Raw genomic sequence first — 26,852 nt, 5'->3', positions numbered from 1 at the left:
GGTGGGATACTACCCTGGCTGTATTGAAATTCTAACCCGCACCCCTGATCGGGGTGGGAGACAGTGTCAGGTGGGCAGTTTGACTGGGGCGGTCGCCTCCTAAAAAGTAACGGAGGCGCCCAAAGGTTCCCTCAGAATGGTTGGAAATCATTCGAAGAGTGTAAAGGCATAAGGGAGCTTGACTGCGAGACCTACAAGTCGAGCAGGGACGAAAGTCGGGCTTAGTGATCCGGTGGTTCCGCATGGAAGGGCCATCGCTCAACGGATAAAAGCTACCCCGGGGATAACAGGCTTATCTCCCCCAAGAGTCCACATCGACGGGGAGGTTTGGCACCTCGATGTCGGCTCATCGCATCCTGGGGCTGTAGTCGGTCCCAAGGGTTGGGCTGTTCGCCCATTAAAGCGGTACGCGAGCTGGGTTCAGAACGTCGTGAGACAGTTCGGTCCCTATCCGTCGTGGGCGCAGGAAATTTGAGAGGAGCTGTCCTTAGTACGAGAGGACCGGGATGGACGCACCGCTGGTGTACCAGTTGTTCTGCCAAGAGCATCGCTGGGTAGCTATGTGCGGAAGGGATAAGTGCTGAAAGCATCTAAGCATGAAGCCCCCCTCGAGATGAGATTTCCCATAGCGTCAAGCTAGTAAGACCCCTGAAAGATGATCAGGTTGATAGGTTTGAGGTGGAAGCGTGGTGACACGTGGAGCTGACAAATACTAATCGGTCGAGGACTTAACCAAATAATATTTTAATGATGATTGTCAGTTATCTAGTTTTGAGGGAATAAACCTCAATAGTTTAAAGGGTTGTTAACATTGAGAGTTTCTAGGAAGCGATCTGAGTGAAGGAAGCTGACGAAGAAAATCGATGATGATTACAAGCCGAAAAGTCTGGTGGCGATAGCGAGAAGGTCACACCCGTTCCCATCCCGAACACGGCAGTTAAGCTTCTCAGCGCCAATGGTAGTTAGGGGCTGTCCCCTTGTGAGAGTAGGACGTCGCCAGGCAAAACCCTAATAAGGGTTATTTTTTTGCCAAAATTAGTTGGCCCGTTGGTCAAGCGGTTAAGACACCGCCCTTTCACGGCGGTAACACGGGTTCGAATCCCGTACGGGTCACCATATATGGAGGATTAGCTCAGCTGGGAGAGCACCTGCCTTACAAGCAGGGGGTCGGCGGTTCGATCCCGTCATCCTCCATCATATTCTTTACGTCGGTGTAGCTTAATTGGTCGAGCAGCTGACTTGAAAAAGGATAGCTAACCATATTGCGTGATATGGTTAGCTATCCTTTTTCTATTTTAGAGACTATTTATTTAAAAGTGTTATAACAATAATATAAGTCTTCTATTTAATAGCTCAGCTTGCGATAAAGCCTGACTATCCTTTAGGATGTCACCAGGCTGGTTTGCTTCACCTAGAATATAAGATGAAAAACGTATATTTAAGAAATCGAAAGTATATTGGAATTGCTGAATAAGAGGGAGCCCTTTAATTCTTGGTTCGTCGCCGCCTACAGCTAGAACAATTGCCTCCACTTTCTTTAAATGTTCTTTAAACTGTGGGTACCTTTCATCACGAATGGCGTGACTAAGTCGATCAATCATGTTTTTCATTATACCTGACATACTGTACCAGTATATGGGTGTAGCAAAGATAATTACATCATTTTCCATAAAAACCTTGATTACTTGATCATAATCATCATCTACTGTTTGAAATCCTGTTTTTGTATGACGCAAATCTTCAATTGGTTGAATAGATAAGTCCTTTATATATACCTTTTGATGTTTTATCCCTTTCAAGACCGCATCTGAAAGTAATTCACTGTTACTTTCTGTTCTTGAGCTACCTATGAATGTTGCGATTTTCATTATCAATCACCTCTTCTATACATTAGTATAAGAAAAGTTTATACTTAATTTATCCATCAATAAAGATGAATATTTTGATTAGATCAATCGATAAAATCGATTTAGGGGGTGTGAAATTTGGAAATTAAACATTTGCATACGTTTTTAACTGCAACGAAAACCTTAAACTTTACTCAAACAGCGAAAATACTAGATTATGCACAATCAAGTATTACTGCACAGATTAAGTCACTAGAAGAAGAGTTAGGAATGCCATTATTCGAGCGTCTTGGGAAACGCATCTACTTAACAGAAGCGGGCAATCAGCTGAAACAATACGCACAAAAGATGCTTGATCTTGACCAGGAGATGAGGCAAGCGTTAGCTGGTCAAAATGAGTCCAATGTAGTTTTAATCATTGGTGCACAGGAAAGCCAATGTTCATATCGACTTCCAGCTATTTTGCAATCATTTAAACAACGTCACCCACAGGTCAGACTGATTTTTAAACCTGTTCATACGAAAGATATCGCAAAGGGTTTGTTGCAATCAGGCACTCTCGACTTAGCTTTCATCACCGACACCTTTAAAGAGATGCCTACGCTTCATAAAGAAATGTTAATTGAGGAAGATTTAGTATTCATAGCATCTCCTTCACATCATTTAGCTAAAGAAAATCCCTTAACAGCAGAAGAAATCGGACAAGAAACGATCCTGTTAACGGAAAAGGGCTGCTCCTATCGAACTCAGTTTGAGCATAGAATTCAATTTGAAGGTGTTCATCCAGAACATATTATTGAATTTGCTAGTATAGAAGCAATCAAACAATGTGTGATGGCCGGATTAGGTATTTCTCTTTTACCTAAAATGGCGGTGGAAAAAGAACTTGATCGGGGTAGTGTTATCGAAATACCCACATCTATCGTTTTAGAACCAGTATTCACAGAGATTGCTTGGCATAAAGACAAGTATATTCCCTCTTATCTTGAGGATTTCATCCAAATATCACGAGATCAATATAAAGTATTCAATGAGAAAACGAATAATAAAAAATGATAAAAAAGCGGAATAGTGGATGTTGTTAATCTTCTTGCTCATAAAAATCCACTATCCTCTTTGCCATATCATAAATATTTTGCTTTAAAGAGTTGGGACGAATAATCTTTATTTGATCCCCAAAACCTAGGATATATTCACTTGCTTCTTGTTCCGTATCAAAGCACAGTTTTGCTGGAATCCATCCACTCTCAGAAGGTGAATCCATTTTTAATATTTGAACAAACCTTCCTGTAAACTTTATTCTCGGAACGATAGAAGAAGAAATTTCAACATCAACCTCATATTTGGGTAGACTTTTAATAAATTCTTTTGTTGAGTCATTCCAATATTGAGTTAGATCAAAGTCATTTGGCCGGGAAAACAATTCGTCCGTTAACGATACAGACTTTATTCTTGATGCTCTATAATTTCGGACTTTTTCGTTTGCGGACGCAATTAAATACCATGTACTTCCTTTAGCTACTAATCCTAACGGGCTAACCACTCGCTCAATACATTTCCCATCTGCCCGTTCATATTTAATTTGTAGTTTTCTTTCATCCCAAATGGCTTGTTGCAAAATTTTAAATGACTCAATTTTTTCAGGTGACTGTCTCCATGTGGTTGTATCAACATGAACTCGATTCCAAATATCATGGGAATTTTTCTGCAAGGCGCTTGGAATCGAAGCGAGGATTTTTTGACGTGCTTCATGCCAATCTTTTGTTAAACCTAGATCAGTAAGCAATTGAAATGAAGGTGAAATAAGCAGAGATTTTAATTCATTGGCTTTTAAACCCGTTAAATTTGTCCGGTATTGTTCAAGTAAGCTCCATCCGCCGGATTTTCCCCGTTCAGCTACAATAGGAATACCTGCTGCACTCAATGCCTCCATATCTCGATGAATGGTACGTCCAGTCACCTCTAATTCTTGGGCCAATTCATTGGTTGTTAATTTGCCTCTATTTTGAAGCAACAGTAATATAGAGAGCAGTCGATCCGCACGCATATTTATCACCTTTTTTTAAAAAATTTGTCCCACATTAACGGGCAGTAAGACCCCCACCTCAAGATTGAGAGAGAAGCGAGGAAGATAGGTGGGGGACAACTGCCCGTAAAAGCCCGTAAAATGAACACAGACTAAAAGGCGCCACATCGTGTGGCAACGTCTGCGTGACCCACTTCCTGTGGGCCGCAACTTACCATCAGTGGGGGATGAAAAAAACCCCCACTGATGGAAGTTTCACTTTATATATGACAAAGGATGTCATCATTATGTATTATACTATGGATATTCTAAAAATGGAGGGTGACATAAAATGAAACCTTTAGAAGGAAAAGTAGCTTTGGTAGCTGGTGGTACAAGGGGAGCAGGACGTGGAATTGCTATGGAATTAGGTGCTGCAGGAGCTACCGTTTATATAGCTGGACGTACTACTCGAAACGAGATTTCTGAATACGGGCGCCCTGAAACAATAGAAGAAACAGCAGATTTAGTCAATGGTCTAGGCGGTACAGGAATCGCTGTTCAAGTAGACCATCTTGTACCCGAACAAGTGCAGCTCTTAATTGAAAAAATTGAGAAGGAACAGGGGAGATTAGATATACTTGTCAATGATATTTGGGGTGGTGAATACTTAGTCGAATGGAATACTCCAGTTTGGCAACACTCCTTAGATAAAGGTTTCAGGTTGTTACGCTTGGCCATTGATACACATATCATAACCAATCATTACGCACTACCTTTACTGATCAAAAACAAGGGAGGATTAGTTGTCGAAGTGACAGACGGTACAGAAGAATATAATAACAATAATTACCGATTATCTTTGTATTATGATTTAGCGAAAAGCTCCGTTAATCGTATGGCTAAGGCTTTGGCACATGAACTATCCCCTTATGGTTGCACCGCTGTTTCTGTTACACCCGGCTGGATGCGCTCGGAAATCATGCTTGAGCATTTTGGAGTTACAGAAGAAAATTGGCAGGATGCAACAAAGGTCGAACCCCATTTTATCATTTCTGAAACACCACGTTTTATCGGGCGAGGAGTTACTGCAATAGCAAAAGACCCTAATAAGAATCGTATGAATGGACACTCACTATCAAGTGGCGGGCTAGCTAAAATGTATAACTTCTTTGATATAGATGGATCTCAGCCAGATTGTTGGAGATACTTAGTTGAAGTTCAGGAGGCTGGAAAACCTGCCAATGCAGAAGGGTATAGATAAATGAGTAGGTGTTTAATTAACGCGTGAGTTGTTCGATTATGTAGTAGAAAATATCAATGAACAGAGTAAAAAATAAATTGCATTGTGTTAGACAATTAAGTGGCATAAGAAAACGCAGGGATGTTCGACACCTTGCGTTTTTTAGAGACTTCTATTCCCCAACCATAACTAAATATCTATATTCCTTTTTATTATGTTCAACAATCAGTATGTCATTCCGTTCATTTGTTGAGTAAATTTTAGCTCCATAAGGTAATTTATTTGCCATCTCTTCAGTTATTTCCCCGACTTGTTCTTTTTTAGTCAATTCTTCTTCATTTACCCAATCAATTCCCGTTTTATAAGTCTTACCTTCAAATACAAATAAATCAGCTTGCGAATCTATTTCTAACACTTCATCCTTAGTTAAATAGCCTTGATATTTAGGCTTAGTGGAGCATCCAGCTATAAAAAGTAATATTACAAAAAGTAATAAAAAGAATCTCATTTTTACACTCCTGATTTATTTAGTCAGTTATATTAATAATACTGCCTCAATGAAAAGAGCAATGCCTATACAAATTCGTCTTTTTCTACCTCATAACAGAATTACATAAGATAGAATGTTAACTCTTTATCTATATTACTAGCGAGAAAGTTTAGAGAAACTAAAATACATGATAAACTAAATATATATTTAATTTACAAATAAAACAAATATTGGAATAAGGGAGAACGAATGAAAAAGGTTGCTTTATTTTTTGTAACTATTGTTTTGTTATTGACTTCTTGCCAAAAAACTTCTGATGCTTCTGTCATTACTTTAAAACAAGTTCTAACCTCTTTTGAAGAACAACAATTGTCATTAAAAGAAATTGAAGTAAGCAAAGACAACATTTTTGGAATGAAGCTAAATGGTGTTAGACCTTATTCTTATGAATTAGAAGGTAAAAGTTTATTTGTATATATTTGTAAATCAACCAAAGAACGCGAACAAGGTTTAGAAGATTTTCGCCATAAAACAGCAAATGCTAATATCGTTTCTTTTAGAAATTATGAGGTAAAAAATGTGCTGATATTTTATGTGTATGAAAAAGACTTAGATTTTGAAGTGGACAAAAAAATTCAAAATGTCGTGAGTAAATTGAATGAAAGCTAGTCGTTGAATACATTTAATAGGATTGTTCCATTGAAAGATCCATGGAAAGGCAGGGAAAAGTCAGAATAAATTTTAATTACCGTTTCAAATTTATAAAATGAGGGGTTTCTACATGAATGTAGGGACGCCTCTTTTTTAAGAATTTTTTCATTTATTAAGACAGTACATGACGCTATCTAAATGCTGAGAAATTGTGCATGCACCCATTCTCCCTCCTGCTTATTGTTGATATATTTGAGCAGCTCAATATATTAATCTTTTAAAAAACGTATAAAGAATACGTATTCCTAATAGAATGTACAAAACAACTAAAGTGGTGAGGAAATGCGATGGAAGTAACGAACTATTTAGAGATAAAAGGGATGCATTGTGCTGCTTGTGCTGTAAGAATCGAGAAGGCTGTTGGGAAAATAGATGGTGTGACACATGTTAATATCAATTTAACAACTGAAAAAGGTCGTATTACTTTTCAGAAAGAACGGACAGGCATTTCCGAAGTCATCAATAAAATTAATAAAATCGGATTTGAAGCGAAAGAAATCATAGTGGAAAATGTCCCGACTGATCGAGAAAAGCGCAAAGAAATTATGATCCTTCAATGGAATTTTTTTATTTCTGCTTTTCTTACTTTCCCTTTAGCATGGGTCATGTTCACTCATTTCGAGTGGGCTTCCTTTATACAGGTTCCAAAGCTATTTATTCATCCGTTGTTCCAATTAGGCATTACGATCCCAATTCAGTTTATCATTGGGTTTCAGTTTTATGAAAGAGCTTGGAAGGCACTCAAAAATAGAAGTGCAAATATGGACGTATTGGTTGTATTAAGTACAACAGCGGCCTTTTTTTATAGTCATTATCTTACCGTTTCTTCTTTATTTTCAAAAAGTCCATCTCATTCTATTTGGCTGTTCTATGAAACAAGTGCCTTCATTATTACATTCGTTTTATTAGGAAAGCTGCTAGAAGCAAAGACAAAATTAAAAACAACAGAGGCAATAAAAAAGCTTTATCAATTACAAACCAAAACAGCTACATTGTTTACGAATGGAAAAGAATCGAAGCTGCCAGTTGAGAACCTTTCCATCGGAGATGTCATTATAGTAAAACCGGGTGAAAAAGTTCCTATTGATGGACAAGTTATTAAAGGAAATTCACTGATTGATGAATCTTTGTTAACAGGCGAAAGCATTCCAGTTGAGAAGGGGATAGGGAAATTTGTCTATGCTGGAACCATAAATCAGAATGGTGTTTTGACGGTTAAAGTAACAAAGAAAAACTCTGAAACGACTTTATCGCAAATTATTCGTATCGTAGAGGAGGCGCAATCCTCTAAAGCGCCTATTCAACATATTGCAGATAAAATTACGGGGATCTTTGTTCCCATTGTGATTATGATTGCGGTTTTGACATTTGTCGCTTGGTATTATGTTTATTTGCCAGGCCATTTTTACGAGGCTTTAGAAAAGGTGATTACTGTCTTAATTATTGCCTGCCCTTGTGCGCTTGGGCTGGCAACTCCTACTTCTGTTATGGTAGGAAGTGGACGAGCAGCCCAATTGGGAATTCTGTTTAAGGAAGGGAAATTTCTCGAATTGCTTTGTAAAAGTAATGTCGTCATTTTTGATAAAACAGGAACGATTACAAAAGGTGAAGCGAATATAACGAATATGTACGTGGAGCATTACAGTGAAAATGCATTTTTAGAGATTATCGGTGCAGTTGAAAGTGCCTCCAATCACCCTCTAGCAAAGGCTATTGTAAAAAATGTGCATACGAAAATAAAGACCCTGCCAAGTGCAAGTCAAGTGCTGAACCTTCCAGGATATGGAGTGAAGGCCTTAGTCCATGGAAAGGAAGTGGTGATCGCGAACCCAAGGTATTATATGGAGAAAAATGTACCACTTCCTATTAAGGCTATTAATCTAGTAAAGGAATTAGAAAAGGAAGGAAAGACCGTAATGGTCGCCTTAATTAATTCAAAATTTGCCGGTATTATTGCGGTTGCTGATGAAGTAAAGTCATCTTCGAAAATGGCTATTTCACGCCTGAAAAAGCTTGGAATCGAAGTTATTATGCTGACAGGCGATAATCAAAATACTGCTAGGTCTGTAGCTCAAAAGGTCGGAATTCATAAATTTCGTGCAGAAGTGACGCCTCAAGAAAAGGCAGAGATGATTAAGCATTTACAAAAAAAGGGCAATCGGGTTGCGATGGTAGGAGATGGAATTAATGACGCGCCTGCATTAGCTGTTGCAGATGTTGGAATAGCAATTGGAACCGGATCAGACATTGCCATTGAATCGGGAAATGTGACGATTATAACAGGTGATTTAATGCGGGTTGTCGATGCATTTACAATTAGCAAAAGAACAATGATCAATATAAAGCAAAACTTTGTCTGGGCGTTTTTTTATAATATCTTCATGATCCCTTTTGCGATGCTAGGCATTATGCCTCCTTGGCTGGCAGGAGCAGCAATGGCATTAAGCTCTGTTTCGGTTGTATTAAATTCACTTAGGTTAAGAAATGCTTAGGGCCTGCACTGTTTAGGTTGAAAGTACTTGATGTTTTCAACCATTTTTGAGCAGCAACAGGCACTTTGCCTATTAGAAGGTGTTATATATAGAGAGTCCTAGCTGCTTTATTTTGAATATAAACTGCTATAGAGTGTATCCGCAGTCATGTTTGTAAGTTTCTCTAATAGGTAGAAATTAACATGATTTAAAATTAGTTTAAAACTAAAAATAATGTATTTATATTAGGATCATAACAAGGTGTTGGGATATTTTGTTATAATTATATAGGAATTGGATATTGAGTTGCGCTAATCTACTAAAAATGGCTTAAAAAAACAAATGCCATTATTTTTCTTCTTAAAGATGGGGAGTTATGCGGAGCAAAAATATCAGATTTGGAGGTTTATAAACTTGGAAGTTTTATAGGAGGATTGGGATATACTGAGCATAAAAATTAAGATCCATCTTTAAGGATTTTAAGAAAAAGGAAAGCTTGAGGTGTGTTGAATGGTCGAGAAAATTTTATTAATTGATGATGAGCCCGGATTATTGCAAATGGTAAACACATTGTTAATGAAGGAAGGATTTAAAAATGTGTTTACCGCTGAAACAGGTGGAGAAGCAATTAAACTAATTAAAGAGATAAAAATTGATTTAATTGTATTGGATGTCATGCTGCCGGATATGGATGGGTTTGAGCTTTGTAAACGGATTAGAGAAGAGACAACTGCCCCTATTATTTTCTTAACAGCTCGAACAAGTGACCTTGATAAAGTGACAGGGCTAATTATTGGTGGAGATGATTATCTGGAAAAGCCTTTTAATCCAATGGAATTAGTTGCAAGGGTTAAAGCTCATTTGCGAAGGCAATCATTTTTCAATGCAAATGCTGCCAGAAAAAATGAAGTATATGATTTCGGCCGCTTTTCATTAAATGTGAATGAGGGGGAAGTAATCGTTGATGGGAAGAAAATAAAATGTCCATTAAAAGAATTTGAATTATTGGAGTTTTTTTGCAAGTATCCAAATCAGGTATTTTCTGTATCAGCTTTATATGAACGAGTATGGGGAGAATCTTGCATTGGTAACGAGAGGACGGTTATGGTTCATATAAGTAGATTGCGAGAGAAAATTGAGCGTAACCCTCAGCAGCCAGAATTTATTATTAATGTTCGAGGTTTTGGTTATAAGCTTATCTCCACTTGAAGCAATCTAAGAAGGGAAGAGTAGGATTTGAGAGTGTACAGAAGATTCTTGCTTCATTATATATCAAGTTTTATTTTTATTTCTTTTTGTTCTATATTAGCCATGCTTTTTTTATCACCTATTATCTCTGCTTATACACTGCATTTATTAAATCTAGATGCCTCCGATAACCAACCTTTGTATATTGTATTATTTGCTGGTCCTCCTATTATTATTTTTTTTATAACTAATTTTGTTTATGCTTCAAAGATGGGGAAAAGTCTTAACTACTATTTTGATTGGATTGATCAATTAACTAAAGGAAATTACAAAGTAAATGCCAAAATGAATAAAAAATCGAATAGACTGTTTTCATTTAAAGGTCTATTTCAAGAATTAAATGAACAGATGACTGAGCTAACCAGCACATTACAGAGAAATGAACAAGAAAGGATAGAGCATGAAGAATTAAGACGTCAATGGACCAGTGGAGTTACACATGATTTAAAAACACCCCTATCATATATCCAAGGATACGCTGCTATGCTTTTATCTGAAAAATATAATTGGTCCAAGGAAGAAAGAGAAGACTATTTAAACATTATTCATGAGAAGGCTTTACATATGAGAGATCTAATAAACGATTTAAACATAACTTATAAAATGGAAGAAAACCAAATTTCTATAGATAAAAAACGGCATAATCTTACTGTATTACTTGAAGAATTAATCGATGACATAGTGAAAGAGCCTGGGTTATCTCGTGGTCAGGTTTTTATGGCAAAGGAGAGCTTGGATGTTTCCTTTCCCTTCGATCAACAGCTATTAAAAAGAGCTTTATATAATATCGTCAGCAATGGTGTGATCTACAATCCAATTGGAACAAATATAGTAATAAAGGTAAATGAGGATAAGAACCAAGTATTCATTGAAATTCAAGATAATGGGGTAGGCTTAAGCGAGAAGGATATGAAGCGTGTATTTACACGATATTATCGGGGCACTTCAACGGATGTAGTAGAAGGAACAGGACTTGGTCTTTCCATAGCCGAACAATTTATTAAACTTCATAGCGGAAGTATTTCTGTTACCAGTGAATTAAAAAAAGGTACAAGATTTCTTATTACTTTGCCGCGAACATAAAAAAATTAAACTTCTGTTTAACTACGGTTTTAATATTTTTTAAGTTCATTTGCTATTATTACGTCGAGGTGATGATAGTGAGTGAACTTATTATTTTTACAAAACAATTATCAAAGAAATATCGAAAAGACTTCTCTGTAAAAAAATTAAATTTAGAAGTGCACCGTGGCGAAATATATGGATTCTTAGGTCCTAATGGTGCAGGAAAAACAACAACCATTAGAATGTTATTAGGATTGATTAAACCTACAATGGGTCAGGTGTGACCGTCAAGTAAAATTGAACACATTTTGCTAATTAATTTTGAACACTTTCACTTCCAAAAATGGAAGTTCGATGCTTCATTCGGTAGCTATCATTATTTAAGTGAATAACTTCTGCTCGATGAATGATTCTATCCAAAATGGCAGTGGTAATACTTGCATCACCCATTAACTCTCCCCAATCACTAGGTGACTTATTTGAAGTAAGAATGATCGAAGCGTTGTTATATAAGTCGTTAATAAGATGGAAAAACAGATTCGCTTCGCGCTGATCCATCGCCATAAACATCAGATCATCTATCACAACTAAGTCTGAACTTCGAATCCTTTTCATCCTTGTCTGTGATTTACGAGTAATTTCTTCTGTTTTTAATGTGTGTATCAACTCTCCCATTGAAGTAAATACAACTTTAAAACCTTGTTTTATTGCCTCTATACCTAACCCAATTGCCAGGTGGGTTTTCCCCGCACCTGGCGGTCCAAGTAATATGATATTAAATAATTGTTCAATCCAAGTTAACTCTTTAAGTTGATTAAGTTGCTTTTTACTTAATGATTCCTGTTCACCTAGATTAAAGTCATTCAGTGTTTTATGATACGGAAACGTAGCCCATTTAAGGCGTTTTTCTATTTGTTTTTCTTCCCGACGTTTTTGCTCATACGTTAATATTTCTAAAAGAAAAGTAGTATAAGAATCTTCGTTTGTTTCTGCTGCTTTGATTAGTTTAGATATTTCATTGGATGTTTCCGTTAAACGCAATGTTTTTAATAACTGTTGTACCTGGTATAGCTGGCTCACCGTATTTCACCAGCCAATACTGAAACATATCCATCCATTCCTCGTGTTCCCGGCTTCGTTAACATTTTCGATTCATGAAAGCCATGGAGTGTTTTTATTGTTTCATCATTATCAGTAGGTGCTGTACTGTTCACTTGTCGTTGACGGTCTAGGTACCGAACCATATCGATAAAATCTGTTGCACAAAATAGTTTCTGATTCACACATTCTTTAAGTGCTTCATTTAATAAGGTATTTTCGTACTTCTTTATCTCTCTAGATATGAGTTGAAGCTGATCCCTAATGTAACGTGGGTATGCATTTTTTACTGACTCTAGAAAGGAAAGTGCGATATCGAGATTATCAAATTGTTCTGCGACTGTTTGAATATATACGTCTATTCCTTTTGTTCGATCTCGAGTATGTTGCCTGTCTTGAATCAGTTTACCTTTTTCTTGAGAAACACTATGCTTGGCCACTAATTCCCCAGTTTCAGGATCGCAGATTACTAAATAACCGTCGTCTGTCTCAGAAATTGCTACTTGTGGGTACTTTCCAAATGTTCCGAGAGGTACGGAATAGCGATTAGAGTTATACCGAATCGTATTGTCCTTTCGAACGGTTCTTGTTATACTAGAGTCGAATTGGTTTTTACTATCGATAGGGAATCTATTGGTAGATTCAGAGATGGGTCGTAAGTGTTGCTTTTCGAGGAGAAACACATCGACTGGTCTCTTTTTTGTTGTATTATGAATCTTATAGTTCCCTGTACGCTTAAGCCATGCCATTCCTTCTTCGTTCCACTTATCGATACCACGATAGATACGGTGTTTGGCAAAGTTATCTTTTACATAACCAACTACATTTTCTATTTTGCCTTTACTTTCTGGATCTGCTTTTCTACATACCCAAATCGTTAATTTACGTTCTTCTCTGTATGCTTGAAACTCTCTGGTAAGAATTAAATCCCCTCCATTTTCACTAACAACGATGAGTGCATCTTGGTCGTATACTAGTTCACTAGGAATACCTCCAAAGTATTGAAACGCATTTTCGTGAGCTCGTATAACGTCAGTAGTAGTGAAAGGTCTATCAAGCCACTCTTTGTACTTGTACCTTGAATGAGAAAGGACAAATGCTATAAAACGAAGTTTTACTTCCTTGCCACTCTCTGTACGCTGGACGGTTTGTCCAAAATCTACTTGTATTTGCTCTCCCATTGGTGGGTCAGGAACTGCCTCATATTCTCGGGGGCTAGCTTCTTTAGAAATATTATATTCTTTACGCAATTCCCTTACATATGCTCTGACTGTGCTCTCGGCAATATCTGTTACTTGCCGTTTTTCTTGTAACCAATCAAAAACTTGTGCAGCCGTCATATCAGGATAATTATACAACCATGAGAGTATCTTTCCCTTGTGAGTATCTAGCTTTTTCTTCCTGCTTTGTTGTTGAACAACCCACTCACTCATTTCCCCAGGAGACCTTTCTAAATAACGATAAACCGTCGTTCTAGAAACACCTAATTTCTTTGCAATTTTAGCCTTACTAAAGCCTCTCTTTAACAACTGATGAATTTCCATATACATTTGCCACTTATCCACCTTTTACTCCTCCACACTGATGTAAATTTCAAGATTCTATCATTTATCATACAGTGTCAGAGAACTATTTTTAATAATCGGGAGAGAAGGGACCATTTTCCATTGGAGGATCGTCCATAGGCCATCCCCCAATGAAAACCCAACACCCCCCACTGGAAAATAAGTGTTCATTCTTATCTAGCAGAAACTGTCTACTTTAGTTTATCAGTCACATCAAGTTAAAATTTTTGAAAAGGATATGAGGAAAGAACGCTTTTCTATACTTAGGAGAGTAGGTTCACTTGTCGAAACGCCATCATATTATGGAAATTTAACTGGTTCAGAAAATTTAGAGATTGTTCGAAGAGTATTAGGAGTTGACAAGAAGAATATAGAAGAAGTACTAAAGTTGGTGCAATTGCAAAAAGTAAAGGATCGTGTTGTAAAGGAATACTCCCTAGGGATGAAACAAAGATTAGGAATTGCAATGGCTCTAATAGGTAATCCCGATTTATTAATCTTAGATGAGCCTACCAATGGATTAGATCCTGCTGGCATTCAAGAAATAAGGGAGCTCATCAAACAATTATCAAGAGAACGAGAAATGACTGTTCTCATATCTAGTCATTTACTGAGTGAAATAGACCAAATGGCTACAGAGGTAGGAATCATAAACCAAGGTCAGTTAATTTTTCAAGATAAAATGTCCGTGCTTAATGAAGAAAGACAAAGCTCAATATTAATTCGAGTAAATGAACTGGTGAAGGCTCGAAAATTATTGAGTAAGGAAGGAATAGTAGTGGATATCAATGAAGGTCAGCAAACACTTTCCTGTGAAAAATGTAAGGATCAGTTTATTGCTTATATTAATGATATATTAGTTCGCAATAATATATCCGTTTATAGGATTGAAGAGAAAAAGAAATCTTTAGAGGATATTTTCTTGCAGTTTACAAGGAGTAAATCAAATGACACTCATTCAAACACTATCTATTGAGTTCTTAAAAAGAAGTAAAATTAGTTTATTTGTGTCATTTATTATCCCATTTCTATCATTAATAATCGTATTTCTTGCTTTTCAAAGTGGAGCAATGGGCGATGAAATAGGAGAGACATGGAGCACTTTTTTAATGCAGCTAAACATGGTTTTACTTTTTTTAATACCACTAGGAATAACTGTGATTTCTAGCAGGTCCATCAATTTAGAGCATCAATCAAATTCGTGGAAGCTGTTATTAGCTTTACCTTTACGGAAAGAATACGTATATATGAGTAAATTAATCTTTGTACTTCTTTATTCTTTCCTATCATCAGCTTTACTATTTTTCGGGATAATAGGAGCAGGCTATTTTCTGGGACTAGGTTTGGAGGAAGGGTATCCGTTCATATTAATTATGAAACAAGCATTTTTCCCATATGCTTCTGCTATTGCTATTATGTCCTTTCAAGTATTTTTGTCTACTTTTATAAAAAATCAAGCTTTTCCAATTGCCATTGGTGTTTTTACTTCCATTTATACTTATTCTCTTATGATATTTCCAACTAATATTAGTAAATGGCTTTTTTGGACTTATCCAACATTATCAAGTCCGCTGAAACCATTATTTGAGGACGGAAACTTCACTGGTGTATTGGAAACGACGGATGGAAACATCTATGTTTATTTGAGTTTGGTTATTGGATGTTTCATCACTTTTATTGGGATTAGCTTGTTTTTACGCAAGGATATTAAGTAAGGATGGGGGTGTTCAGATGCTAACATTATATAAAAATGAATGGTTAAAAATGAAGAGACAGCATGTGTGGATTCTTATTTTATTTATACCTATTGTAGGGGCTTTATTGGGGACATTTAGTTTCTACTCATCCTATGAACTACTTACTAAAGACACAAATGAATGGTATCAGCTTTGGACACAAGTTACATTTTTTTACGGTTTATTTTTATATCCAGTGTTGTCAAGTGTATATGCTACCTTAATATGCCGAAATGAAAACCTCCAAGGAGGGTGGAAATTAATTTTAGGTTTACCAGTATCACATGTAAATTTTTATTTATCAAAATTGTTATGGCTATTGACCTTATTGCTTTACACTCAAATGATTATTTTATTAGCTACTATAATGATTGGGTATCAATTTGATTTTATATCCGCCATACCCATTGTATTTTTCATCAAAGCTACTATATTCGGTTGGTTTGCTACATTTCCATTAGCTGTAATTCAACTTTCCATTTCCATGAAAACGAAGAGTTTTTCATTACCTTTAGGAATTAACATCATTTTAACATTCGGTTCTTTAGCTGCCATGGTCATAGGAGTGGAATTGTTTTATCCATGGGCATTTCCTTCTATTGCGATGGCTGCTCCCGGGGAAGGGTCTGGGACAGATACAATGACTTTTATTGCCGTCATGATAATATCTTTCTGTATCCTTTTATTAATTGGTTCTTGGAATTTTAAACGAAGAGAAATTAAGTAATAGAAAAGAAAGTTCCAGGAATCTTTGATTCATTACAATGTTTTGACGAGGAGAGGAACAGTGAAAAAATATATTTTATGGACAGTAATGATTGCGATTGTAATTTGTGGACTATATTTTGCAGGTTCAAACCTTGAGGAAGCAAAATCTATATTGGGGGAAACTGGTTTTATAAAATTGCTATTAATCTTCTATTTTATTAGCTTTTTAATAAACTTTTTTTGTATAATTCCCATTATTATTTTGATAGTCCTTTTTAGTAAAAAAGAATTTATATTTAATCTTAGGTTTTGGATAGCTTATATGATTGTTATTGGGCCATTACTAGGCTTTTCAATTCTATCTATTATTGGGCGTACTTTTCAACATTATTTTAATTAGATAATTTTGGAATCCCCTATTAATTTAAGAGGAAAAAGTTCGGTATGGGCCGGGGTTTAGTGAGTGTCTCTTGTATAGAAATGGCGTTAGAGCAGAAAGGAGCGATCATCATTTTGACTGCTCCTTTCAATCCTAAATATGAAAATACCGAAAGAATATAAGCTTAATATTGTTTTAGGGACAAATACCTGCGATCCATGTCGCAATATCACTAAAGACTTCCTCTCGGTTTGTTTCATTTAATATTTCATGACGTGCCCCTTCATAAAGTTTAATTGAAATATCTTCAATCGCAGTACGTTCGTATTGCTGATAAACTTGCACCACACCTTTTCCGTTTTTACCAACAGGATCTTTATCCCCGGCGATTAAAAGTAATGGAAGTGACTTTGGAATCTTATTGATTTCTTCTTGGCGATGGATTGTTAATAACCCGGTTAACAAATCTACGAAAAATCCAGCAGTGAAAATATTTCCGCAGGCAGGATCAGCTATATATAGATCAACTTGCTTTTCGTCACGGCTTAACCAATCGAAGGAGGTCCGAGTTGGTTTGAACTGTTTATTAAAGTTGCCAAAAGAAAGCTGATCTAACTTTGGGCTGGCTGTACGTCTTCCTTTTTTTCGGCACTCTCTTTCAGCAATAAACTTGCCCACTTTTCCAACTAAGCCTGGATCTCCACCAGTAGCACAGAAAATAGCGCCTGCAAGTTGATTGCCAAAAAGCTGAACATAACGTCTAGCGATAAATGATCCCATACTATGGCCAAATAAAATTATTGGGGCAGAAGGATGGTCTGTTTGGATAAGATCTGTGAGTTGCTTTACATCGTGAACAACCTGTTCAAAACCTTCAGAATCAGTAAAATAACCAGCATCTTCTTGTTTTTTTTCTGTTTGTCCATGACCCCGATGATCGTGCCCGTATACAAGATAGCCTCTTTTCACTAAGTAGCGGGCAAAATCTTCATAACGTAAAATATGCTCTGCCATTCCGTGAACAATTTGGACAATTCCCATTTATCGTTTCACTCTTAGGATCGGACCATTTACAACAGAAAATCTCCGCACCATCTTCTGCTTGGAATGTAAAGTCTTCGCGAATCATAACGATTACCCACCTCATTTATCGCAGATTAACGGGCAGTAAGACCCCCACTTCAAGGTTGCGAGAGAATGAAAGAAACCTAAGTGGGGGATCAACTGCCCGTAAAGGCCCGACGACGGACAGGATGTCCTAGTCAGGCGAAAGCCACAGGACGTGGCGTTTTGAGCGTGATTGGTTCAACTAACCATCAGTGGGGGATGAATGAATACCCCCACTGATGGAAGCTTCACTTTATTATCAGCTATATTAATCTCGAAATATTTTAAGGGATTAATTTTATTGCGAAGTATTTCTTCTTATTGTATAACTAAATTACCATATTTGACTTTTTCTTGAAATAACGATTTTAGCACAGGGAGGGAAATATCCATATGTTAATTAAGCCAAAGAAATTAGAGACAGGAGATTTAGTTGCGACAGTAAGCCCTTCATGGGGAGGGGCAGGTGACCCAGAACTTAGATGGCGTTACGAGCAAGGGGTTAGGAGATTAGAAGAAGTTTTTGGACTTAAGGTTGTTTCAATGCCTAATAGTTTAAAAGGCAGTGAATATCTTTATAATAATCCACAAGCTCGAGCGGAAGATTTAATGAATGCCTTTAAAGATAAGAGCATTAAAGCAATATTTGCGAATATTGGAGGAGAGGATAGTATTCGCTTGCTTCCTTATATTGATTTTAATGTTATTAAGGAGAATCCTAAAATTTTTGTGGGTTATTCTGATGTGACGATCTCACATTTATTTTGCCATCGGGCGGGTATTTCTTCTTTTTACGGTCCAGCGATTTTAGTAGATTTTGCAGAAAATGTAGAGATGGATCCTTATACAATTGAAATGGTAAAGCGGGCTTTCTTTTCAAATGAAGTGATTGGTGAAATTCAACCGGCTAAGGAATGGACGAGTGAGTATTTGGAATGGGATGAGGCGAATAAGAACCGTCAGCGCAAGATGAAGCAGAATTCGGGTTACGAAATCCTTCAGGGATCAGGAGTTGTTAAGGGACGTTTGGTTGGTGGCTGTATGGAAGTGCTAGAGTTTGCAAAAGGAACCGACATTTGGCCCGCTCAGAAATATTGGGAGAATAGTATCCTATTCTTTGAAACCTCTGAAGAAAAGCCAGAACCAGCATTAATAAAGTATTGGCTGCGTAATTATGCGGCACAAGGCATTCTGCAAAGAGCGAATGGAATTATCTTTGGAAAGCCACTAGACGAGACGTATTATGAAGAATATAAGGCAGAGATTCAAAGAGTCATGAAGGAATATGATTTGGAAGATTTGCTGATTCTCTATAACATGAATTTTGGCCATACAGAGCCGAAGTTTATTTTACCGTATGGCGCTATGGCAGAGATAAATTGTGATAAGGGGACTTTTGCAATTTTGGAAAGTGGGGTAAAGTAAATAATATTTTATAAAAACGACCTTTTAAGATAGTGTCTAAGAGGTCGTTTTTGTATTTATTATTTAGTTTTGGGCTATAGGGTGAATAATATTACAAATTTCCCGAACGAGAAAGCCCACACCGGGCATAGCCTGTCTTTAGACGTGGGATGAAAGTGAGGTCAGATACGGAGTGCCGCTAAAAAGTCTAATTGTTAGCGGTACTTCAAGTATCTGAAGATTAATATAGAAACATATGTTCTCTTTTCTGTAAATCTGATATAATAGGAATAACATTAAACAAACAAAACAAAATAATCAGTTTTGTAATTTAAAGAAATATTGGGTTAGAAACGAGCCCAGCAGTCGATAAGCACCGCTGAGGTGTTTGGCTGCGGAAGTCTTGAGCAAACGCTTTGTAGTGTCTATATGTTGTACCCTATTTGATGGATTAAAATAGGGGAGAGTATAGAAGAAACAAGCTAGTCGTTCAAGAACCCCATTGCTTTAGCTGTGGGAGTTTCAGATACGTAAATGAACTTTTTCTCCTTGTACCCAGACTTCACAAATGTTTTCTGGTCGAGTCCCTACCCAGTACTATGTTATCGCATAAAATAATCGATTAATAGGTTATTAAGTGGTTCCCATTACTTTGCGGCCTTTTGGCTGCGTGTTATTTGGGTTAGGTTCTAGTGTAATCCCAATATCATCAAACGATTGATCTTTAGGCATACGGTAGGTTATCAAGCCGTTGCCGTTTTGATCTGGTTTTATTGTTCCGGCATTTTGGCGATTCCCGTTATTTAATAGCCATACTTGATATACTTCATCATCTTTAATTCCTGGCATATTGTTTAACTCAATAATCAGGCTGTTGTCATGCCCTTCTTGGAGAAGGTAGGCGGTTCCGTTTGCTGAAGAAGCTATGTCCTGTCCTTTTAAATTAAACGTTCTCACAATCTGGGCAGGGGAAGCCATTTGCTCTTCTAGCGCTGTAATAGTATCTTTTAAGTGGAGGTTATACCATAGTAACCCAGCAAAGCCTATTATTAATATGGCCGTTATACCTGCAGATAACGGTGAAAAATGCTTCGTTAAGAATAATTTTATTGGATTATGAGGGCTTTCCTTTTCATCTTCTTTAAAAATAAAGTCCATAACTTCCATTTTAAGTGATTCTGGAGCATCCACTTCCTCCATATCATAAGAAAGCGTCTGCCATGTGTCCTGCAAAGATTCTAATTCATTCTGACAGTGGGCGCATGTCTTAAGATGGCGCTTAAATTGTTCTTTTTCATGTTCAGACAGCTGATCGATTATATACAAAGAAAGGTTTTCGCATTTATTTTCCATGCCGAACTCCTCCTGTTTCTTCGCTAAAATAATTTCGTAGTTTTTTTAAGGTTTGATTCAGACGGCTTTTAATTGTACCGAGCGGCTTTTCCTCCAGTTTTGCTATTTCGCTTAAGGAATAGCCTTCCCAGTACAACAAGTTGATAAGACGCTTTTGTGGTTCAGAGAGCTGGTGTTTTGCTTCTTGAATTTGCTGTTTTAATAGATTACTTGACACTTCCTGCAGGACATTTTCTGACTGCTGTCCTTGGATTTTCTCCCATTCATCATGATCTAATTGGACCGTTCCTTTATGTTTATGTTCTTTACGAATCAGATCAATCGCAATATTTCGGGTAATGGTGAGAATCCAGTTTGCAAATTTACCCTGTGACGCGCTGTAAGTCCGTTTTGTCGTCCAAAGACGGAGGAAAACCAGTTGGACAATTTCTTTTGTTTTCTCGGTGTCGCCCTTAGTCATTTTTAATGAGAAGCTATAGATGAGATTTATGTAACGATCATACAGTTCTTCGAGTGCTGGACGATGATTTTGCACAATTAGTTTAACCAGCTCTTCGTCCGACTTATTTTTCACAGCAAATTCTCCCCCTTCTTAAAACCGTTTATTAAATAGTATAAATCATAAGTTAGTTGAGGTGGAAATGATAAAAGTGGGAAGAGGAAAAAGAACTGCCTAGTGTTGGGCAGTTCCATTGGAAGAATTAATGAGCAAATATTGTTTCGTTGTTAATAATAAACCAAACATCTTTGACACCTTGACCGTTTACATCACCCTGTGCTTTGTCATTTACAAAGTAGTATAGCGGGTAGCCTTTGTAGGTTGTCTGTTTCTTACCGGTATCTTCACGAGTAATTGTCCCAAAGTCTTCTTTATTATATCCATCAGGAACGTCTAGATGCTCAGAATAGAAAGCAGGCCAGTTTTCAAGACATTCACCGCTGCAGTTTGTCGTATCCGGCTTATCTTTTGTAAAGTAATAAAGTGCCATACCGTCAGCATCAGCAAGGTACTTGCCCGTTTTTTCATTTTCCATCAGCTTCAGTGCTGATGCCAGTTCCTCTGCTGTTGTTTCTTCTGCTTGATCTTTTTTGTCCACATCCTCCGCTCCTTCTTCAGAGCTGCATCCTCCAAGAAGTGTACCTGCTAAAAGAAAAGTGAACAGCCACATAAATGGTTTCATCTAAAATCCTCCCCGTATTTATTCTTTTCAATAAAGGTAACGAAAGAAAATCAGAAAAGGTTCGATTTTAATTTTCACTTTTTGTTAACTTAAAAACATAAGAAATACAAGTTTCTTGGGAATGGTACCAAGTCAGAAATGAATTGTGGTAAAGGGACTTTGGCAATTGAAAATAATTCTTTTTACATAACAAAAATATTGGTAAATTTTAGTATAATTAAATTGAATAAATTTAATTGCAAAGAAGGGATAACATTGAAAGAAACGATTTATGATTACGAGGATTTAATGGAAATGTTAGATTCCTTATTGAGAGAGCCAACTCAGTTTTGGGATCACTTTTATACTGAACGTGATCGGGATGTTCCGTTTTTTGTTAACTCCCCAGATGAAAATTTAGTTTGTTACTTTGAAAATAATCTTTTTAAGCCAGGAAAAGTTCTCGAATTGGGCTGTGGTCCAGGTCGAAACGCCATTTATTTTGCTGAAAAAGGCTGTACGGTTGATGCCGTAGATTTATCACAAGAGTCTCTTAAATGGGCAGAAGAGCGAGCAAATGAAATGAATGTCCATGTAAACTTCATCAATGAAAATATCTTTGCATTAGACATCGAGGAAGGTACATATGACATCCTCACCGAAGAATGAGTTACATAAATTTAGTAAAAAAAGCTTTAAAACCAAATGGCTTCTTTGCCATTACTTGTTTTATTCCAGGTGGGGCGTTAGGCGGTGCGGAAATAACAGATTGGGAGGTATATAGATTAAGAAGCCTAAAAGGAGGATTGGGCTTTACTGATGAAAAATTAGGATCCATCTTTAAGGATTTTAAGGAAATCGAGATAAGAAAAATGAAGGAAATCAAGCAGCCGAATGATGTTTTTGGTGTATCTGGATTGTTGACTGCTGTATTTCAATCCTGAAAATGCCTTGGAGGGATAGTGTGGAAATTAGAAAAGCAACTGCAAATGATATACCCGAATTGGCATCCTTGATATCATCTTGGTGACTGGGGAACACAATTTGGCAAGTTAATTACGGCCTATAAAATGTGGGGAAATGAAGAAAAAGTCAAAGCTAATCCGATTAAGGAATTACTCGCTTTGTATGTCCGGTTTCATGAAGAAGCTGAAAAAACAACAGGGCTTGAAGATACAGGACGGCTTTGGTTTAAAAGATTAGAGGAAGGAGATAAAGAAGCACTTTCATTGTGGAATTGGTTCCGTGACGAGTCTTTAAAGGAATTTGATCGAATCTATCAGCTTATGGGAATGGAGTTTGACTCATTTAATGGTGAGGCATTTTACAATGATAAGATGGATGAAGTTGTAGAACTACTCAATGAAAAACACCTGCTTTCAGAATCAGATGGGGCGATGGTTGTTACATTAGAAGAACATGAAAGTCCACCTTGCCTTATAAAAAAATCGGATGGAGCAACATTGTATGCCACGAGAGATTTGGCTGCAGCTCTTTATAGAAAAAGAGAGTATAATTTTGCAAAAGCATTATATGTAGTAGGCAGGGAGCAGTCTCTTCACTTTAATCAAGTTTTTCATGTCTTAAAAAAGATGGGGTATGAATGGTCAGAAGTTATGCATCACATCCCATTCGGAATGATGCTGAAAGATGGAAAGAAAATGTCGACTCGAAAGGGAAAAGTTGTTCTATTAGAAGAGGTGCTTCAAGAAGCGATTAAACTAGCAGCTAAAAATATTGAAGAGCGAAATCCAAATCTTGTTGACAAAGAGGAAGTAGCGAAAAGTGTTGGAGTAGGTGCTGTTATTTTTCATGACCTTAAAAATGATCGCTTACATGATATTGAATTTTCACTTGAAGCGATGCTTACCTTTGAGGGAGAAACTGGGCCGTACGTACAATATGCGCATGCTCGTGCAAGCTCTATCCAGAGAAAAGGAAAATTAGAGGAACAAGGTCTGTTTTTTTATGAAGCCTATGAAGATGATAGGGCCTGGGCTATTTTATCCTTACTAATGAAATTTGAAGATGTCATTAAACATGCATACAATCAGTTTGACCCTTCGCAAATTGCAAAATATACAATAGATCTTGCACAAGCTTTTAACAAATATTACGGAGCCGTCCAAATTTTAAAGGAAGATGATCAACAGCAAGCACGCTTACAGTTAGTAAAGGCAGTAGCAATTGTTTTAAAAGAAGGATTGCGTTTGTTGGGACTTAAAGCTCCTGAGCAAATGTGATAGGTCCGATCGTTATTCAAAAGGGTTTTTACTCGTTTTGTAAATATGCCCTGTGAATAAAGATATATATTCGCTAATAAAATTAATATTATTCAGATAAGATGAGTGGATGTCCTCTTATGACAAGAAATAAAGGGGGAATGAGTATGATAAAAAATGAAAATGAAAAGGGAATATTTTTAATCACTGGTATAATGGCATCTGGTAAATCTACAATTGCTCAACTTCTTTCAGAGCGTATGGATAAGAGTGTCCATGTTCGTGGAGATGTGTTTAGAAAAATGATAGTAAATGGTGAAGTTGGAATGTCAGGTAACCCTTCCAATGAAGCGTTAGAGCAATTACGACTTCGATATAAACTTGCTGCTTATGTAGCAGACGAATATTTCAAATTAGGATTTAATGTGGTATTGCAGGATGTAATAATTGGTCCTATGCTACAAGATGTTGTTGAGTATATCCAGCAAGGCCCTCTGTATGTAATTGTTTTATCGCCTAGCCCTGATGTTGTTGCTGCTAGGGAAGCATCTCGCCAGAAAAAAGGATACGGTGCATTAGATATTGCTTCTCTTGAAAGAGTCTTGCGATCAGAAACACCACGGATTGGTATGTGGATCGATTCTTCAAATTTAACCCCAAATGAGACTGTTGATGAAATTTTAAAGAGGGTTTATACAGAAGCGGAAATTTAACATGTTTAAAACGAAGGAGGTCGCAGAAAGAAATTGACGACCTCCTTCGTTTTTTAAAAAATGAGCTTTACAAAGATTACGGATAAGCAACTATCTTACTGACTCATCAAGTGCTGAAGATGTTCCTTTACTTCCGGCCATTGTTCCTTTGTAATACTGTACATAACGGTATGACGTACTGAGCCATCTTGGCGAATCATATGGTTGCGAAGGATGCCTTCTTTTATCGCTCCGATTCGTTCAATGGCCTTTTGTGAACGTAAATTCGCATGATCTGTTTTGAGTTGTACGCGTTGAAGGTTTATATTTTCAAAACAGTACCTTAGCAGCAAATACTTGCAATTCGTATTGATAGCAGTGCGCCAAAAGTTTGGATGTAACCATGTATAACCAATTTCTAATCGCTTATGTTCTAAATTTATATCCATTAGTCTAGTCGAACCGATTATCTGATTTGTCTTTTGATTGATGATAACAAAGGGAATTTCTGTCTCTTGCTCTTTTGCCATAAGTGACTTTTGTACGTAGTGAATAACGTCCTCTTTCATGGCAATGTTCTGCGTCATATGCTGCCAAATGGATTCATCCTTGGATGCTTCGAAAATCCCATCTATATCATTTTCATCCATTACTTTTAAACACACAATTTCGTTTTTTAATTTGATATTCTCCATCGTTTATCACTCCTTACCACTATTAAAATGAAAATTTGGTATGATAAAAATAACCAAAAAGAAAAATATTGACCATACCAAAAGGAGGTTTCAATGGAACTGTCCATTTATTTAGAGCAAGGGAAGGCTATGTATATACAAATCTATGAACAAATAAAAACAGCCATTCTTCATAAAAAACTTGTTACCCAAAGTAAACTCCCTTCAAAACGTCAGCTTGCCACTCAACTTGGTGTGAGTGTACATACAGTTCGTGAAGCGTATGATCAATTATTAGCGGAAGGTTATATTATGAGTCGAGAACGCTCAGGCTATTTTGTTTCAGCCTTCGAGCAAGAATGGCATCCAGCAGCGTCGAATAATCCTAATATCGAATCTACAGAATCCTTGAATCAACAAGTATTAATCGATTTTAATTCTGGGCATTTAGATGCTACTCTTTTTCCGTACCACATTTGGAAACGATTAATACGTCAACACATCGCAGAATCGAGTTTAGTGAATAGTCCATGGCAAGGAGAAAGGACATTGCGCACAGAAATCGCTAAATATGTGGGGCGTTCTCGTGGTGTACAATGTGAAGCAAGTCAAGTGTTCCTATATAGCGGCACGCAAATGCAGTTACAGGATTTATGTCAGTTTTTCGGTTTAGATATATGTGTTGGTATGGAGGAGCCAGGATTTATTCGAGCAAAGGCAGTATTTGAAAAGTTAAGAATTAAAGTATTCCCTATTCAAGTAGATCATAATGGCATAACCATCCCTATTGAAAAATTAGACCTATTGTACACAACTCCGGCCCATCAGTTTCCACTAGGAATGATTATGCCTCTTGAAAGACGTATGGGGTTATTAAAATGGGCGAATGAACATAATAGCTTGATCATTGAAGATGATTATGACTCAGAATTTCGCTTTAACGGATTACCGATTCCGTCATTCGCACAAATCGATCAACTTCAACATGTCATTTATTTTGGAACATTTTCTAAATCTCTGATTCCTTCTATGCGGATAAGCTATATGATTCTTCCAAAATCTCTTGTTGAAGCGTTCGAAAAATTTAATAGACACCAAAAATCTACTGTTTCTCGTGTCGAGCAGCTGGCAGTAGCTGATTTTATGAAAGAAGGCTATTTCGAACGACATCTTGCAAAAATGCGTACAGCCTATCGGAAAAACCATCTTACTTTATTACAAGCCATCGAAACCTATTTACCAAAGGAATTCGAAATCATCGGGGAAAATTCAGGTCTGCATATTGTACTGAAATTGCCTCACTATTTAACAGAACAACGTGCCATCCAAACAGCAATCGATATAGGGATACGAATTTATCCTGCTTCTGTATCATTTATAGAGGAGCCAAATACTCACATGGTGATACTTGGTTATGGAGGACTAACAATTGATGAAATAAGGGAAGGGATTTTTAAGTTAGCAGAAACATGGCTGTACAACTGTCCTCTTGTCCCACATATCAGAACAAATGATAAAAGTGCTAGTCCCCGCCTCTAAAATTCATTAACGGGCAGGGACTAACAACTTTATCGCAGATTAACGGGCTGTAAGACCCCCACTTCAAGAAGTTTCACTTTATAGTATTATGCTTCTATTTAACTACTTCATTATGAGCTGATTTACTTGATAACT

Annotated in this window: 23 protein-coding genes, 2 tRNA genes, 2 rRNA genes and 3 pseudogenes; 20 read left to right on the top strand and 10 right to left on the bottom strand. The window is 36.9% G+C overall.

The features are described from left to right. The 4 genes from KHA94_RS23860 to KHA94_RS23845 all read left to right on the top strand — a co-directional run. Positions 1-736: ribosomal RNA gene (locus KHA94_RS23860) — 23S ribosomal RNA — on the top strand; the annotation flags it as partial. A 149-nt stretch (positions 737-885) separates the two neighbouring features. Next, a 5S ribosomal RNA gene (gene rrf, locus KHA94_RS23855) occupies positions 886-1,002 on the top strand. A gap of 39 nt (positions 1,003-1,041) precedes the next feature. Next, positions 1,042-1,116: transfer RNA gene (locus KHA94_RS23850), tRNA-Glu, on the top strand. A gap of 5 nt (positions 1,117-1,121) precedes the next feature. After that, positions 1,122-1,194 (top strand) — tRNA-Val (locus tag KHA94_RS23845). Between the two features lie 125 nt (positions 1,195-1,319). Here the strand turns inward: KHA94_RS23845 and KHA94_RS23840 are convergent. Continuing rightward, entirely contained in the window at positions 1,320-1,868 is a 549-nt protein-coding gene (locus tag KHA94_RS23840; RefSeq protein WP_213104578.1) for a flavodoxin family protein, read from the bottom strand. A gap of 117 nt (positions 1,869-1,985) precedes the next feature. On the opposite strand from KHA94_RS23840, the gene KHA94_RS23835 reads away from it, so the two are divergent. Then, positions 1,986-2,903 carry a LysR family transcriptional regulator gene (locus KHA94_RS23835; RefSeq protein ID WP_213104577.1) on the top strand — a complete coding sequence of 306 codons (918 nt, stop codon included), beginning with the start codon at positions 1,986-1,988 and terminating at the stop codon, positions 2,901-2,903. A 25-nt stretch (positions 2,904-2,928) separates the two neighbouring features. Here KHA94_RS23835 and KHA94_RS23830 read toward each other — a convergent pair whose 3' ends face one another. Continuing rightward, positions 2,929-3,894 carry a helix-turn-helix transcriptional regulator gene (locus KHA94_RS23830; protein ID WP_213104576.1) on the bottom strand — a complete coding sequence of 322 codons (966 nt, stop codon included), beginning with the start codon at positions 3,892-3,894 and terminating at the stop codon, positions 2,929-2,931. Positions 3,895-4,204: 310 nt separating this feature from the next. Between KHA94_RS23830 and KHA94_RS23825 the strand changes: the two genes are divergently transcribed. After that, entirely contained in the window at positions 4,205-5,116 is a 912-nt protein-coding gene (locus KHA94_RS23825; RefSeq protein ID WP_213104575.1) for an SDR family oxidoreductase, read from the top strand. Between the two features lie 151 nt (positions 5,117-5,267). On the opposite strand, the gene KHA94_RS23820 is transcribed toward KHA94_RS23825, so the two are convergent. Next, the gene (locus KHA94_RS23820; protein WP_213104574.1) at positions 5,268-5,603 is read right to left on the bottom strand and encodes a hypothetical protein; all 336 of its coding nucleotides are present in this window, start codon (positions 5,601-5,603) and stop codon (positions 5,268-5,270) included. Between the two features lie 231 nt (positions 5,604-5,834). Between KHA94_RS23820 and KHA94_RS23815 the strand changes: the two genes are divergently transcribed. The 5 genes and pseudogenes from KHA94_RS23815 to KHA94_RS23795 form a co-directional block, all read left to right on the top strand. Further along, positions 5,835-6,254, top strand: coding sequence for a hypothetical protein (locus tag KHA94_RS23815; protein WP_213104573.1), 420 nt, complete (start codon positions 5,835-5,837; stop codon positions 6,252-6,254). Between the two features lie 329 nt (positions 6,255-6,583). Next, a complete protein-coding gene (locus KHA94_RS23810) occupies positions 6,584-8,788 on the top strand; it encodes a heavy metal translocating P-type ATPase (RefSeq protein ID WP_213104572.1) in 2,205 nt (734 codons plus the stop codon). Positions 8,789-9,277: 489 nt separating this feature from the next. Continuing rightward, on the top strand, positions 9,278-9,976 hold the full coding sequence (locus KHA94_RS23805) for a response regulator transcription factor (RefSeq protein ID WP_213104571.1): 699 nt from the start codon (positions 9,278-9,280) through the stop codon (positions 9,974-9,976). A gap of 33 nt (positions 9,977-10,009) precedes the next feature. Then, the gene (locus tag KHA94_RS23800; protein ID WP_338030867.1) at positions 10,010-11,098 is read left to right on the top strand and encodes a sensor histidine kinase; all 1,089 of its coding nucleotides are present in this window, start codon (positions 10,010-10,012) and stop codon (positions 11,096-11,098) included. A 71-nt stretch (positions 11,099-11,169) separates the two neighbouring features. Then, positions 11,170-11,361 (top strand): annotated as a pseudogene (locus KHA94_RS23795) (ATP-binding cassette domain-containing protein); the annotation flags it as partial. Between the two features lie 34 nt (positions 11,362-11,395). Here the strand turns inward: KHA94_RS23795 and istB are convergent. Both istB and istA read right to left on the bottom strand, forming a co-directional pair. Beyond that, complete coding sequence (istB, locus tag KHA94_RS23790) at positions 11,396-12,160, bottom strand: IS21-like element helper ATPase IstB (protein ID WP_213101845.1); 765 nt, start codon at positions 12,158-12,160, stop codon at positions 11,396-11,398. After that, a complete protein-coding gene (istA, locus tag KHA94_RS23785) occupies positions 12,157-13,743 on the bottom strand; it encodes an IS21 family transposase (RefSeq protein WP_213101846.1) in 1,587 nt (528 codons plus the stop codon). Before istA ends, istB begins: the two co-directional genes overlap by 4 nt. 187 nt (positions 13,744-13,930) lie before the next feature. On the opposite strand from istA, the gene KHA94_RS23780 reads away from it, so the two are divergent. Genes KHA94_RS23780 through KHA94_RS23765 form a run of 4 tightly spaced genes read left to right on the top strand, consistent with a single transcriptional unit; the run spans position 13,931 to position 16,587 of the window. After that, positions 13,931-14,719: an ABC transporter ATP-binding protein gene (locus tag KHA94_RS23780; protein ID WP_275950932.1), complete on the top strand. Its 789-nt coding sequence runs from the start codon at positions 13,931-13,933 to the stop codon at positions 14,717-14,719. Beyond that, the gene (locus KHA94_RS23775; RefSeq protein WP_213104567.1) at positions 14,691-15,458 is read left to right on the top strand and encodes an ABC transporter permease; all 768 of its coding nucleotides are present in this window, start codon (positions 14,691-14,693) and stop codon (positions 15,456-15,458) included. Before KHA94_RS23780 ends, KHA94_RS23775 begins: the two co-directional genes overlap by 29 nt. Before the next feature lie 16 nt (positions 15,459-15,474). Then, the gene (locus KHA94_RS23770; RefSeq protein WP_213104566.1) at positions 15,475-16,206 is read left to right on the top strand and encodes an ABC transporter permease; all 732 of its coding nucleotides are present in this window, start codon (positions 15,475-15,477) and stop codon (positions 16,204-16,206) included. 60 nt (positions 16,207-16,266) lie between these two features. Further along, on the top strand, positions 16,267-16,587 hold the full coding sequence (locus KHA94_RS23765; RefSeq protein WP_213104565.1) for a hypothetical protein: 321 nt from the start codon (positions 16,267-16,269) through the stop codon (positions 16,585-16,587). A 174-nt stretch (positions 16,588-16,761) separates the two neighbouring features. Here the strand turns inward: KHA94_RS23765 and KHA94_RS23760 are convergent, their stop codons facing one another. Then, entirely contained in the window at positions 16,762-17,607 is an 846-nt protein-coding gene (locus KHA94_RS23760; RefSeq protein WP_249365717.1) for an alpha/beta hydrolase, read from the bottom strand. Between the two features lie 459 nt (positions 17,608-18,066). Here KHA94_RS23760 and KHA94_RS23755 point away from each other — a divergent pair, with 459 nt between their 5' ends. Further along, the gene (locus KHA94_RS23755; protein ID WP_213104564.1) at positions 18,067-19,098 is read left to right on the top strand and encodes a S66 family peptidase; all 1,032 of its coding nucleotides are present in this window, start codon (positions 18,067-18,069) and stop codon (positions 19,096-19,098) included. Between the two features lie 612 nt (positions 19,099-19,710). On the opposite strand, the gene KHA94_RS23750 is transcribed toward KHA94_RS23755, so the two are convergent. The 3 genes from KHA94_RS23750 to KHA94_RS23740 all read right to left on the bottom strand — a co-directional run bounded on the left by KHA94_RS23750 (position 19,711) and on the right by KHA94_RS23740 (position 21,611). Continuing rightward, positions 19,711-20,430: an anti-sigma factor gene (locus KHA94_RS23750; protein ID WP_213104563.1), complete on the bottom strand. Its 720-nt coding sequence runs from the start codon at positions 20,428-20,430 to the stop codon at positions 19,711-19,713. Continuing rightward, the gene (locus tag KHA94_RS23745) at positions 20,420-21,004 is read right to left on the bottom strand and encodes an RNA polymerase sigma factor (protein WP_213104562.1); all 585 of its coding nucleotides are present in this window, start codon (positions 21,002-21,004) and stop codon (positions 20,420-20,422) included. Before KHA94_RS23745 ends, KHA94_RS23750 begins: the two co-directional genes overlap by 11 nt. A 127-nt stretch (positions 21,005-21,131) precedes the next feature. Further along, positions 21,132-21,611 carry a COG4315 family predicted lipoprotein gene (locus KHA94_RS23740; RefSeq protein ID WP_213104561.1) on the bottom strand — a complete coding sequence of 160 codons (480 nt, stop codon included), beginning with the start codon at positions 21,609-21,611 and terminating at the stop codon, positions 21,132-21,134. A gap of 255 nt (positions 21,612-21,866) precedes the next feature. Between KHA94_RS23740 and KHA94_RS23735 the strand changes: the two are divergent. The 3 genes and pseudogenes from KHA94_RS23735 to KHA94_RS23725 all read left to right on the top strand — a co-directional run bounded on the left by KHA94_RS23735 (position 21,867) and on the right by KHA94_RS23725 (position 24,525). After that, positions 21,867-22,534, top strand: a pseudogene (locus KHA94_RS23735) (class I SAM-dependent methyltransferase). A gap of 75 nt (positions 22,535-22,609) precedes the next feature. Next, positions 22,610-23,833 (top strand): annotated as a pseudogene (argS, locus tag KHA94_RS23730) (arginine--tRNA ligase); the annotation flags it as partial. A 146-nt stretch (positions 23,834-23,979) separates the two neighbouring features. Further along, complete coding sequence (locus KHA94_RS23725) at positions 23,980-24,525, top strand: AAA family ATPase (RefSeq protein ID WP_420828190.1); 546 nt, start codon at positions 23,980-23,982, stop codon at positions 24,523-24,525. A gap of 95 nt (positions 24,526-24,620) precedes the next feature. Here KHA94_RS23725 and KHA94_RS23720 read toward each other — a convergent pair whose 3' ends face one another. After that, on the bottom strand, positions 24,621-25,199 hold the full coding sequence (locus KHA94_RS23720) for a GNAT family N-acetyltransferase (RefSeq protein ID WP_213104560.1): 579 nt from the start codon (positions 25,197-25,199) through the stop codon (positions 24,621-24,623). A 93-nt stretch (positions 25,200-25,292) separates the two neighbouring features. Between KHA94_RS23720 and pdxR the strand changes: the two genes are divergently transcribed. Continuing rightward, positions 25,293-26,717 (top strand): MocR-like pyridoxine biosynthesis transcription factor PdxR, encoded by a 1,425-nt coding sequence (gene pdxR / locus KHA94_RS23715; protein ID WP_213104559.1) that lies wholly within the window; start codon positions 25,293-25,295, stop codon positions 26,715-26,717. The last annotated feature ends 135 nt before the right edge of the window (positions 26,718-26,852 follow it).

The organism is Cytobacillus citreus (assembly GCF_018343665.1).
GTDB lineage: Bacteria > Bacillota > Bacilli > Bacillales > Cytobacillaceae > Cytobacillus > Cytobacillus citreus.
The sequence above is the reverse complement of the archived record's forward strand: the minus strand, read 5'-3'. Positions and strand labels throughout refer to the sequence as shown.